This window comes from Mesomycoplasma ovipneumoniae, from assembly GCF_033343935.1.
Classification (GTDB): Bacteria; Bacillota_I; Bacilli_A; order Mycoplasmatales; family Metamycoplasmataceae; genus Mesomycoplasma; species Mesomycoplasma ovipneumoniae_G.
Genome location: NZ_JAWPGQ010000002.1, coordinates 1 through 13,846, shown reverse-complemented (window position 1 = coordinate 13,846; position 13,846 = coordinate 1). Strand labels below are relative to the sequence as shown.

7 protein-coding genes are annotated in these 13,846 nt (G+C 27.7%); all 7 read left to right on the top strand.

What is annotated here, in order from left to right; all coding sequences use genetic code 4:
• The first annotated feature begins 62 nt into the window (after window positions 1-62).
• Window positions 63-1,679, top strand: coding sequence for an LppA-related lipoprotein (locus R7X45_RS00545; RefSeq protein WP_318055530.1), 1,617 nt, complete (start codon window positions 63-65; stop codon window positions 1,677-1,679).
• An 82-nt stretch (window positions 1,680-1,761) separates the two neighbouring features.
• Entirely contained in the window at window positions 1,762-3,126 is a 1,365-nt protein-coding gene (locus tag R7X45_RS00540) for an APC family permease (protein WP_334308688.1), read from the top strand.
• 803 nt (window positions 3,127-3,929) lie between these two features.
• On the top strand, window positions 3,930-4,709 hold the full coding sequence (locus R7X45_RS00535) for a DNA-processing protein DprA (protein WP_318050756.1): 780 nt from the start codon (window positions 3,930-3,932) through the stop codon (window positions 4,707-4,709).
• Window positions 4,709-5,020, top strand: coding sequence for an Mbov_0395 family pilin-like conjugal transfer protein (locus R7X45_RS00530; protein ID WP_069099352.1), 312 nt, complete (start codon window positions 4,709-4,711; stop codon window positions 5,018-5,020). The genes R7X45_RS00535 and R7X45_RS00530 overlap by 1 nt, the downstream gene beginning before the upstream one ends.
• On the top strand, window positions 5,020-7,311 hold the full coding sequence (locus R7X45_RS00525) for an Mbov_0396 family ICE element transmembrane protein (RefSeq protein WP_318050754.1): 2,292 nt from the start codon (window positions 5,020-5,022) through the stop codon (window positions 7,309-7,311). Before R7X45_RS00530 ends, R7X45_RS00525 begins: the two co-directional genes overlap by 1 nt.
• A 41-nt stretch (window positions 7,312-7,352) precedes the next feature.
• The gene (locus R7X45_RS00520; RefSeq protein ID WP_318055529.1) at window positions 7,353-9,995 is read left to right on the top strand and encodes an Mbov_0397 family ICE element conjugal transfer ATPase; all 2,643 of its coding nucleotides are present in this window, start codon (window positions 7,353-7,355) and stop codon (window positions 9,993-9,995) included.
• A complete protein-coding gene (locus R7X45_RS00515) occupies window positions 9,995-13,627 on the top strand; it encodes an Mbov_0399 family ICE element protein (protein ID WP_318050751.1) in 3,633 nt (1,210 codons plus the stop codon). The genes R7X45_RS00520 and R7X45_RS00515 overlap by 1 nt, the downstream gene beginning before the upstream one ends.
• The last annotated feature ends 219 nt before the right edge of the window (window positions 13,628-13,846 follow it).

The window sequence follows — 13,846 nt, the reverse complement described above, 5'->3', positions numbered from 1 at the left end:
ATTTAAAACAAAAATAAGAAAAATTATTACTTTTAATAATTAATATTGTAAAATTTTAAATTATGAAATTACTAAGAAAATCAAAATTAAACTTTTTATTTTTTTCAGTAATTTTTTTATTTTTATCAAGTTGTTCAGTTGAGTCAAATTTACCTGATAAAATAAGTAAAGATATTGATGATTCACAAAAAATTGCTCCACCACCTAAACAAGAACAACCATCTCAACCATCAAATCCAGGTCAAAATCCTTCAACTCCAGGTCAAAATCCATCAAATCCTGGAATTAATACAGAAACCCAAATTGATAAGGGTAAAACTCAGGAAGAAAATAAGCCTCCTGTGATTAGTCAAAAACCTGATTTGCCACCCGCTGTTATAAAAAACCCTGATGTAATTGAAGAAAAACCGGGTGTAATTAAAATAACAGATGATAAAAAAGATCTGGAACAACCGAAAATTCCTTCTTTTACACCGCAAAAACCAAGCGATGAAGAAGAAATAGTTGCTGAACCTTTTGATCCAAAAAAGCAAGAAAAGGAAGTTGATGTCCAATTAGTTCAATTAAAAGGTTATCTTTCAACTTTACCTAGTTCATTTCTCATTACAAATCACATGCAAAGTTCATACCCCCTAACAATAATTAATGATGGTAAAACTGCTAAGAAAAATTTTACTTATGTAAATTTTATTGACCCAATCCAAGATTTGAACGATAAGTATTCGATTAAATTAGATTTTTCTAACGCTGTTGTTTCTTCCGCGAGCGGGTCAAGCCAGAAAAAACCTATAAATAACGTGCTTTTAGTTTTATATCTTAAAGATAATGACTCAATTAAATCGTCAAAAGCAGTCAGTCTTTTTTATGAACAAGAAAAAACATCGCAAATAAATTTAATTGCAAAGAAATTACCTGATGATTTTAAAAACATTTTTCCATCATTTTTAGCTTTTTCCTTGCTAAACTCAAACAATGATGTTATATCCAACCCATTTTTTAATCAAATTGGTCATGTTTTAAATGATCGAAATTTTGGGGTAGGGCTTAAAGATACTTTTGCCGAATTTAGCCCTGAAATTAACGATGATGAAAAAGAAAAATATGGATTTGATGTTGTTAGTGCTCAACCTGATGATGAAAATGGAAAATTAAGACTTAATTTACAAATTTGAAAAATAGACAAAGATACTGAGATAAAAACCTTTTTACCAAATAATAAAAGTCTTGAATTTTCAGGTTTAGCTAAAAATTCAGACAATATTTATCAAATCGAATTAGCGAACAAAAATTTAGAAATTGATGTTTTAAAAAATGATGTTAAAAAAACATTATTAGAAAAAGATTTAAAATCCGACTTTACTAAACATACATTTTTAAAACATTTATTAGATCACTTATATATAAAAGTTAATGCTGAAATTAATAATAAGTTAATTAAATTATCTGAAGTTGTTGAACATAACAAATGACTGATTTTTCCACAAATTCAGTTTGCAAATTTAGTTACTACTGAATTAATAAATGATTTAACGTTAGAAAAAAATGATAAAAAAATAACTTGAACCTTAAATTTAAAAATAGATTTACTAAATAACAATCAAATTTTGACCCCTAATAGCGAATTTCCATCAGGTGAGAAAAAAATTCACAAAATTAGTGGTGTTCTTGAAATTAACTAAAAAAATTTCAAGTAAATTTTTTTAGTTAATTATTTTTTCTAGTGGTACAATTTAATACAATTTTGAAAAATTAAAGGCCAAAATTATGAAAACTAAATCAAAAAACACACTTACAGAACGACAATTTATTTTTTATGGGCTAAATTATGTTGTAGGATTTGGCTTCATAGCCACTATTTCGAGAGTAATTAATCAAGGAATTTGGGGTGTTTTTGTCTTTATTCTGACATCTTTAATTACTTTAGCGGTTATTTTTGCTTTTGCTCGAGCTGGGCAAAAATACCAAAATGAAGTTGGTGGTTCTTATGCATATGCTAAGAAAACCTTTAAAAATGGACTTGTTTTTTTCACAGGTTGAAATCAAGTAGCCCGAATTATGCTTTTTTCGGCAACAAGTCCGCTATTTTTTTCAACTCTACTAACACAATTTGATCCTGATCGCCAATGAGTTTATGTTTCAATCTCATTAGTAGTTTATATAATTTTAATTCTTGCCGGTAGTTTTGGGTTTAAACTCTCAAAACAAATAATTTTAGTTACTGCTATTTTTAAATGGGCAACACTTCTTATTGGTTTTGGTTTAATTATTTATTTAATTATTCAATCAAATACATATGGGCATACTTTTAGCCAAATCGAACCTTTTAGTGTTACATTATTTGCTAGTACAATTTTATCATTTATTTATTCTTATGGTGGTTTTGAATCATTAGCGACAATTTCACAAAGTGTCGAAACAAAACGATTTAAAAAAGTAATAATTCTAATGTTTCTTATAGTAATTTCTTCCTATTTTTTATTTTATATAATTTTTATAGGACTTGGTAAAGAATATCTTTCAAACTTTGGGCTTGAACAAGTCTACAAAACTCTTTGAGGTACCACAGGAGTATCACTTTTTACAATCGGATTATTCTTTAATCGAATGTCAGCAACAATGGGATCAGTCCAACCTTATGCAAGATATATTGCACCACTTGCTGAAGACGGTTTTTTACCTTCCGTTTTTGCCAAAAAAAATAAACACAACGAATACCATCATGCTATTTATCTTTCAGTTTCGCTTGCTATTACTTCAAGTATAATTTTTACAATTATCCCTAGAATTGCCGGTGTTACAGACACCTTTGGTACAATTTTAAAGGCAGGAAATATCTCCTTTTTAATTCAGTATTTTCTCACACTCTTTACAGTTTTGATTTGAAAATGACGAAAAAGCGAACAAATACCAATTTGAGAAATTGTAATTTACATTATAGGTATGATTGTTATTTTATTTACCCTTATTGTTTCACAATTACCATTTATTAGTAGTAGTTCTGAAGAAGTAACTTTTGAGCAGTTTATACCTTTAATAAGTTACGTTGCCGCAATTTTAATTGGGTATATCGTTAAATTTTTAAATTCTTGACTAAAAAAGAGAAAATTGAGAAAAGTAGTTAGTTAATGTTGTTTTAATTCCATCAAAACATAAAAAAAGCTATGAATTCATAGCTTTTTTTATGTTTTAGTTTGTTATAAATTCAAAAATTTTTCTAGAAAAATAAAGACAATCAGTTAAGCCGGATTTAGGTTTACTGACTAAAAAAGCAAAATTATAAAATATTTAAACTACCTTTTTTAGCTAAAACCTGTCAAAAATCAATTTATGGACAAAATAAAAAAAATCATAAAAAATACAACTACTATTTAAACTCAATGTAAATAGAAAACTCGTTTTTACTTACATTGAGCCTAAAAAAAATATGTGAAGTTTTGAAAGAACAATAATTAAAAGCCCTAAATTTGTAGATTTCTAAACGGGTAAATTTAAAGCATTCCATTATATTTAAAAACATAATGGATAATTCGCATTTTCTGATTTTTTTATGGCAAAAACATAAGTAATTCCCCTTAATTCTGATTCCTAAATTTATTAACTGTTCTTAAGTGAAATTTATTATAACATAATTTTATTTTAGACCAAGCATTTTTTTTTTTTTTTTTGCAAAACGTTAATTTTAAAATAATAAAGATTTAGATTTTAGCGTCAAAAAACACCGATTTACGGGTGTTTTTACGTTTTTATATTCACTAAAAGTGAATTTTTGCATCAAACTGAAAAACTCAGGAAAAAAATAAAAAACAATAAATTAAGCCAGATTTAGGTTTATTTACTAAAAAAGGACAATAAAAAGACTTTTTAGCTAAAAAGTTTTTTTTAATGTTTTCTTGGGGGTTTTTTCTTAATTTAGAGCAGAAGGAGGACGTATGAATACAAAATTAATCCATTATGCAATCAAATATAAAGGGGATTATTTTTCAATCCAAAAGGCAATTCAACAAAATGAAGAGGTAACAGATGAACAAATAGAAAAAATTGAACAATTAATTAATTCAGGGGAGGTTAGGGCAATTACAATTACAGATAAAAATTACCCTGAATCCTTACGGATTCTTAAAAACCCGCCATATGTGATATTTTATAGTGGCAATATTGAATTTTTAAATGACCTGCAGCCAAAAGCCTCGCTAATTGGTGAAAATTACATCCCTCAAATTCAAAGTTTTTTTAATCATTCACTTGATCAAATAATAAAAAGACACGTTTTAGTAACAAATGGCTACAAAGGGGTAGAACAAAAAGTAATGGAATTTTTCCGTTTACATGAAATACCAATTATTGGCGTGTCAGTAAATGGCGTTGAAAATCCTTGAATGTTTGAAAATTTTAAAGATTATGATAAATTATTGATAATTTCTGAATACCCTAAGGGGGTTAATATTAATAAAAAACGACTAATCCAACGGAATCGATTAGTTGCTGCCCTTAGTAATTTTTTAGTGGTTTATTCACTTAGACAAAAAGGTGGATCACAAAATCTAGTTAATTATTTTCTCGATCTTGGTAAGGAAATTTATTGCTTTTATGATGATAATTATGAGAATCTAATTGATTTTAAAGGTAATTTTGACTTAATTTATCAAGGAGCAAATTGGATAACTGAAATCAAAGATGTGCATTACAAAATAGGAATAGGTGAAAAATAATGTATTTTTTAAGTTTATTTCAAGACACAAAAGTCGGAGGCGAGTTATCGACTCTTGCAACTACGTTGCAAAATTGAATAAAATATCTGACTCAAATAGGAATGCCTGTTGTTGGCGGAATTTTAGTTGCCGCAATTGTCTTTTTTGCAACAATGCTTTCGATTACGCATGATGTTGAAAAGCGTGACAAGTGGAAAAAAGCACTAATTTGGTCTTCAATTGGATTTGTGATTATTCTAGTTGCCCTTGGATTATCAACAGTAATAATTTCTGTTGCAAGTTCAGCAGCAACTGGCGGAGCTAAAGGGTAATGTTTGGTTGACTTTTTAGTGGTTTAATCAATATTATTACCTACCCATTTTTTGTTTTAGGATGGTATTTACTTGTTTATTTACCTTTTTCAGTTATTGCCTTTTTTAATTATATTTTCGAAAAAATTGGCATAAACATTATTGTCCATGCAATTTTTCATAGGCAAACTTTTTCCTTTGAAAGTCTTCCAATCGGTTTTTGAATTTTTGTAATTGCCTCGATTTCAATGGGTTTTATTATTCTTATTTTGCGATATGTCAAATTTTTAATTATTCGCCGTAATTCTGCAGATACAGAAATTGCGGCAATGTCTAAAGTTAGTGTTGGCTCTTTTATTTTTATTTTCACTTTTCCGGTTATTTTTTTTACTTTACTAATTGCGATTCAGTCAACTTTAACAATAATAAATAATTATATTAGTGGCGATCAAAATTTAATTGATCTAATGTTAAGATCAGCCTCAAACAAAATTCCTGACAGCGAAATTAAAACAATTAGCGAAGAATTTAGTGTTCCATCTTATTCAACTTTTACGGCAATGGAATCCGGTGAGGCAATAATTTTAATTATAACACTTTCGGCATCTTCAATTGTTGTTTCCTATATTTTAGGAATTAGTTTTATTTCACTTTTCACTGCATCAGCCCAACTTTTTATGAATTTTATAACAATGCCACTTTGAGCAGTAAGTAGCATTTGGGACGATGGTCGAAAACTAAAAACTTGAACAAGAACATTTTTTGGGCAATTTGCAGTAATTATTATTTACCAAGTCAGTTTTAATTTGTTCTTAATTTGAGTAGCTTCGACCTATAAAATTGCAGATTCAATTGATTTTGAAGGGGCAAAAGGGATATTTATCTTCCGTTTTTTGCTAAAAATATCTTTTATAATCGGGGGCGGACTGGCAATTTCTACCTTTACTCGCCAAATTGCCGCTAATTATGGACAGGCTGGAGCCGTTGAACACCACCAAAGATTGGCTTCTTCTACTCTAAAAGTTGGAGGAGTTGCTCTTGCTGGAGCCGCCGGGACAATGTTTAAATTAAACCAAAATAATCACAAAAATGCTACTGATTTAACAGGTTTGCCTTCAAAATGAAATCAAAAAAAACCTTTTGATATTATTGATAATTCAATTCTTCCAAATCAAAAGCAAAGCCCTTGAAGAAATGCAATGAATCTAGTGGGAATCGGGGCTGGTGTTGCTTATGCCGCGTATAAGGCTAGACCTTTGATTAAAAAGTGACGAAATTACAGAGCTAATCGGGCTTTAAATGGTGAACAAACAGGATTAAAAAATTTTTTTAGCAAAAAAATTAATAATTTATTCTCGAAATTTAAAAGGGGTGATTCTGGTCAAAATTTAGAGAAAAAGCCAAAAAATACACGGTCAAGTGTTGAAAAAACATCAGAAAACCCATCATCTCAAAATAAAAGCGAGGAAGCAGCGACAATAAATCAAAATGATTCATTATTGACTGAAAAAAGTGCAGCTTCCGAAGATAAACTAGAACAAACCGATTTATTAAGTCAATCTAAAAATGAATCTAGTGATGAAAAACAGCCAAAAATTGAAAAAAATGATGTTGAAATTACACCAAATTCAGATCAACAAGAGAATTCTGAAGATAAATCTGGTGAAAAACAGCAAACTGAAAATTCAGAAATAGTAGAAAAACCTGCAAAAAAGAAAGGTTTTTGGGCTAGATTTTGAGGTGAATGACCCAAAGAAGAAACTAAAAAAACAAGAAGAAAATCTTCTAAAACAAAAGATGAAACCTCTGAAAAAGAGGCTAAAAAAGTTAAAAAAGCAGTAAAAAAGAAAGAAACTAAAGCAGAAAAAGCAAGTGAATCTAAAGAAAAAAAGGTAAAAATTGAAAAATCTGATTCAAAATTAGATGAAAAAACTAGTGAGACAAAAGAAAAGGCAAAAAAAGTAAAAACTAGTGAAAAAAGTAGCGGCGTGTCTGCATCATCAGAAGAAAATGCAAAAACCATTGAAAAAACAGGCCCACAAATTGAACAAAATAATGAAAAAATTGACAATTCAGCACCTAAAAAAACACGAACTAGAAGTAAAAAAACAGAAATTAATGCTGACAATCAAGCCCAAAATAATGCTGAAATAATTTTAAATTCTGAATTAAAAACTGGTGAATCTAACCAAAATTTAAAACCTGTTAAAAATGAATTAAACGAAAATATGACTAAAAAAGATCAACAAATTGAGGCCCAATCAGATAAAACAAACACTAATAGCGCTGAAAAACAAGAAAAAAATAAGTAAAACAATTAATACAAACTTTTTGTATTTTGGATAGGGAAATTATGAAATTACAAAATAAACGAATTAAAAATGTTCAAATCCAAATTTTTCGACACATTACGCTAATTGACATTCCGATAATTATAGTTTTGTTTTTAGTTTCTGCCTCTATTGGTTTTGCGCTGCCTGAAAATTTATTTATTTTGGTAAAAATGTTGATTTCTACGGCATTTTTTTTAGTTTGAACAGTTCCATTAATAAAATACTACAAAAATTGGGGGCTAAAAGGTTATAAAATTATCTGGTATATTGCTCTCTATTTTACAAGACCTAAAGTTTATAGCAAAATTTCCTCTACAAGTGCAAATACACGAAATTTATTACCATATAGCCGTGCTAAACAGGATTTTATTAAAATTTCTGGCGGTTTTATAGCTGGAATTGAAATTTATGGTCAAGATATTTTTAGCATTGGAAGTCAAAAAATCGAACAAATTCTTGAACAATTTACAACAAGTGTTAATGCTGTTAATAGTCGAATTTCGATTGTAAAAATTGCTCATCCTAATGATTTAACAAAAAATAAACTGTTTTTTTTACAAAATCAGGATGAATGTAAAGCTAATTTGAACGAGAATTTTTGCCAGTTTTACAAAAATGATATTGCAAATTTTGACACTTATTTGCATCATCGGTATTTTATTGTTATTTATGAAAAAAATGATGTTAGTTTGCTTCAGCAACTTAATTTGCTCAGATCGAACATTTCATCAACAGGTTTTCGCGCTAAAACTTGCACACTTAGAGATTTGCTTGATTTAAATTTGAAAATAATCAATTTTAGTGATTTTTTAAGTGATCAGGAATACAAAAAAATTCAAGAAGGTGATGATATTAGCAAATATTTGGCACAAGACCGAATTGAATGACATCCAGAACATTTTAAAATTAATGACATTTATTTTTCAGTTCAAACAATTAATGAATATCCTTTTAATCTTCCTCTTGGATGAGCAGCTCAACTTTTTTCAACAAATAGCAGCGTGGTTTGACATTTAAATCGACTAACAAGTGCGGAAAAAGAAACAAGTTTTAATCGAGGTGCCAAAAATTTAGAATCTAATTTGAATGACCAAAAAAATGTTGTCCAAAAATCTAAAACCGCTACAGAACGAGCAGCTCTTGAAGAAATAATTAACATTGCTGGCTCTTCAAATGAAGAAATTTTTTATTCGACATTTATTTTTTTGAATTGAGGGGAGACTAAATCTCAACTTAAAGAAATTGAAAGTAAAAATCGAAATAATTTAAGAAACATTGGTGGGACAATAAATCCACTAAAATACCGTCAATTACAAGGTTTTGCTTCACTTTTTTTCCGTTTTAGCAACTTTTTAAAGGAAGAAATTGAAATGCAAGCAAGTAATGTTGCTTTTGGAATTCCTTTTACATCGCGAAATTTCAATGACGGAAATTATAATATAATTGGGATTAGTAAAACTGATTATACACCTATTTTTTTCGATCTTTTTTTGCAAAATCAAGATCGAAAAAATTCAAACTGTTTCATTTTAGGGACTTCTGGCGCTGGTAAGTCAACATTGACAAAAAAATTATTAACTTATAATAAAGCTGTCGGAAATTCAGTGATTATTTTAGATCCACAAAACGAATATTGGAAAATCGGCGAAGAACTAAAAGCAAATACAATTAATTTTGCCAGTGGATCATCAACAATTTTTAACCCTTTACAAATTCAAAAAGTTTTTAATCCTCAGTCAAAAATGATTGATGAAAGTATTTATAACAACGGCGAAACTATTTCACTTCACCTTCAAAATTTAGAGCGATTTTTTGGCATTTTACTTCCAAATTTAGACCACAAAATGTTAATGTCAATCATTGAATGTGTTAATGAAATTTATAAAAATAAGAACTTTTATACACTTTTTAATGATATTAGTCTTTTAGAACCCCGTGAATTTCCAACTATTGATGACTTAATTGCTAATTACAAATTAATGGATTTTTCCTACATCAGTCAGCATGAAAAAATGATTGTCTCATCAACTTTGGAGTACGAATTTAGTAAATACGGGAAACTTAATAGACTTTTTAACGGGCAAAATTCCAACTTTGATATTCAAAATGGTCTTGTAATTTTTAATGTTTCAACATTGATGCATCTTGAAAAACGTATTTACCAAGCAGCATTTTTTTTAATTCTATCATTTATAGAAGGAAAAATTGCTACAAATTTTTACAAAAATAAAAAAATTACCTTAATTGTCGACGAGGCGCACCGATTTATTGATGAGTCAAACACAATCGCGCTAGATTTTTTGTTTAAAATTGCTAAAACTATTCGTAAATACAACGGTGGATTGATAATAACAACACAAAATCCGGGTGATTTTGCAATTAGCGGCGAAGCTGCCCGAAAAAGTGAAGCTATTATTGAAAACTGCCAGTATGCTTTCTTTTTTAATTTAAAAAGTAACGATATAAATAAAGTAGACAAACTTTTTTCATCTTCAGGCGGACTTACTGATGAAGAAAAAAAATTTATTGCACTGGCCCAAATAGGTGAATTCATTTTTTCTGCAAATTTAAATGATCGATATATTTGTTCAGGATATTTTAATAATGCAGAGAAAAAATTATTTTTTGATAAAGGAGATAAACTAATTAACAAAGGAGATTAATGAGCAAAAAATTACCATTTTTTTTAATTTCTGGCCTTATTCCTGTGCTTTTTTTGTCAGCAGGTTACCAAAACACAGCTTATTTTAAATTAAATAATTATGATAATTATGAAATAAAGTCTGAATTTGCAAATTTTAGTGCTCAATTTGACTTAGAAATTGAAAGACAACCTGATTCATTTAGTTTTGAGTGAATAAAAGATAAAAAAATTGACTCAAAAAGTGAAATAAGAAAACTAAATTCATATTGATTTGATCGAACAATCAAAGAAAAATTTTACAAACCAGGTTCAAAACCTGAAATAAGAGATGAAAATTTAGCACCTGAATATTGCAGTCAACTAGAAAGTTGTCGAAATTGACAATTTTATTTAAGTGAATCCAAATTCAGAGATTGAAAACAAGAAACAGTTTTTAGCATTTATGGCGAATATGATAAGTCAATTTTTGATCGAAATTCATTATCAATTACATCAAAAAAATATAATAAAATTAACATTTCAAACATTTTAAATGAATATGCCAAAAATAAAATTGGCGAACTTGAAAAGAATTTTAATCTTAAAAATATAAAAATAAGTCATTTAATTTACAGCGTGGGATTTGAATTACAAAGAGATAAAATTAAAAAATTTACTGTAAATTTACAATATCGATATTCATACCAAAAAAGAGTTCTAAATAAGGAACTAGAACTTGAAAAATATTTGTCTGATTTAAGGCAAAATTTTAATAATTCAATTATCAAGAATAACCAAATTTCGATAAATATTGAAACAAATCAACAAAAAAATGATGAAATTCAAAGCTTTTCGCTGACCTCATCTCAGAAAGGTTTGAAAGAAATTCAAAAAAAAGTTACAGAATTTTCAAACGAACTTTTTAAAAAAGGAAAAAAATACAATGAAGATCTACATTTTAATGTCATTGGCGACACGCAAATTGAATTTTTTCTAAGATTTAAGCACCCTCAGGACAAAAATTTTTACAATTTCCAGTTAAATAACAAAGTGAATGTGAACTTGTTTTTTGAAAATAATGACAAATTTTGAAAAAGATTGACAATTATTCCGGGTAATATTTATGATCCTAAAACTTATGAGTCAAAAATTGACAAACCAGTGAAAATTTCTGAACCAAAAACCGAAACATACGAGGACGGAATTCGGAAAATATACGGTGGAAAATGGGAATATCATAATAAAATAAAGCTAAATTTCATTACAAATCCAGATGAAAATGAAATTTTATATGTCAACGGAAATCCTATCGATGTTCTGGATCTTAATTTTAATTATGATCTTGAGGATTTAAGGCTTGAGCAAAAAAACCAGCAAAATTCAACTAATAGTTATAAAATTGAAATTAAAAAATTTAAAAAAGACAATAAAATACAGGATAATTCAGAATTAGTTGCCGTTTATGAAATTGAATTTGTAATTAAAGCCGCAAATTCAATTATGGATATAAAGTGATTTGCTTGAGATCCAAAAAATAACAAGGATCAACAAAAATTAATTGAACCTTACTTAAAAGACCAAAATGGTCAAATAATTTATGATCAATTTGGAGTTAAAGTTAAAAATCCTGAATATGACCCGTTAATTGATGTAAAAACTGGAACTAAAAAACAAATTGTTTGAGTATCAACCGGCAAAAATCCTAATTCTATACCTGAAAATAGCAATTTTGCACAACTTCCAAGCGAAATTTCGCGTTTTAATTTAGGTGTTGAGTCAGAATTTGGATTCATCGCAGAAGCAAGTGTCAGTGGAAAAGGCGCTAATATAGTGTTAAATTCAAATCCTGAAAATGATAAAGTTTCATCTTTTAGATATTTAGTTGACTCAGATAATAGTGAAAATTTTGAAATTTTAAACAAAAATGGCCAAAAATCAGAAAAATTTGACATTACTAATAGTACAAATAAATATTTTTCGATCGGTGGAGTTTGACTTTTTTCATCTAAATTTGACAAAGGACTTTCATCATATAAAATTGTTTCTATTGGTGAAAATTCAAGTTCACAACTTTTTAATGATGTTTTTCCAAATAAATCAATTATCCCTTTTTGGGAATCAAAAGCAGGTCAAATTTTAGAACAATACTTGCTTCTAGAAAAAATAACTAGTGAAAATATCAAAAAACTGACCTATGAACAAATTTTATTATATTGAAGAAATTTTATTGACAATGTTGTAAAAACACAGCAGATTAAGAAAATTAATCAAAAATTAGACGAAAACATCGAAATTAAAAACAAAATTGTTTTATTAGTTCAAAAAAATTTAAATTTTGAAAATTTAGATCAAGAAATTAACGAAAACAAGGGTTCAAATTACGATTTTGAGAGCACAACAGGTGGTAAATCACTCGAAATTAACCCAGAAATGATTTCTGAAATATCTAAATTTTTTGTAGATGAAAATGAAAATTCTAGTAATATTGATATAAAAATTGAGAATATTGTTCAGGGTCAAGATAATAAATTTGATTTTGACATTAAAATAGTTAAAAAAGATGATAAAAAAGCAGAAAATTTTGAAGAAGTTTTAGGTATCCTAAGTTTTTCTGACATTGAAATTAAAGATTCAGAGCAAAATAAAAATAAAGCTAAAATTAAATTTAATTTGAAAAATGACAAACATAAAGTAAATCAAAATTTGCAAAATTCATCTCAAATAATTGATTACTTTTCAAATCAAGAAAATTTTGACAAAGTAAATCTGTTTTTAGAAGAAAATGACGAAAATATAATTGCCAATTTTGATCTAAAACCCGAGTTTAAAGAGCTTTTTCATTTACAAACTCCCTTTATTGTTGTGAAAAAAAGCACAAAAAATAGTGATATTTTTCAAGATTCAACAAATATTTTTGATGAACTTTTGTTAGAGAGAATTAATCTTACTGGTATTGAAAATTTACAAAATGCCAAAAATTTTATATTAGAGCAAATCCAGGCGAGTTGAAAAGACCTTAAATACAAGTATAATTTTGACTTTGTGATTGAAAATTTTGATAATGTCGTCGAAAAAGCGATTAAAAATATCGAAGAAAGTGAACAAATACCCCACAAAATTTGAAATTTGACCCTAAAAGTCAAGGAAAATCAAATTAATAAATTTTATGGATCAAAAACTATTAAACTTGTTAATATCATAGGAAGTCTAAATAGCCCTAAAATTAACAATTTAAATCAAATTAAAGCCAAAGAATTTAGTCTTTCTATCTCAAAAAACGGTGAAAATTTGGAAAATGCCATTAAAGATCATGTCTATAATCTCCTTTTACCTGAAGAAATCGATTCAAGAAAATATTTGTATTTACAGAATATTTCACAAATTGTGAATAATTTTCGAACTAATCCAAAATTGGAAAAGGCAACACTTGTTTTAAAACCTGGAACACCTCAACTAAATGGAAAAAAAGAACTAACTATTTTTAATTCAGATTTTTCACCCTTAGGCGATTTAAATTTTGATGGTTTAGAAAAAAATTCTGACACTACTGAGTCAAATATTGAAAAATCCACAGCTTATTGGCTAATTCCGTTAATTATTTTTTCAGTAATAGGATTGCTGTTTTTTGGTTTCTGGATTTACAACAAATTTATTGCAAAGTTTAAAAACTAGAATCCTCAGAAAAATAAATAAATTAAAATCACAAATATTAAATTCTCGAGTTTCCCAGTTTGATGAGATAATCTTAAAAAAATGTCTGGTTTTAGTACTTTTTTGGCAAAAATTAATTACATATTTTAAAACACTGATAAAAATTAATTTATGGAATAAACAGTAAAAATCATAAAAAAAATACAACTACTATTTAAACTCAATGCAAATAGAAAACTC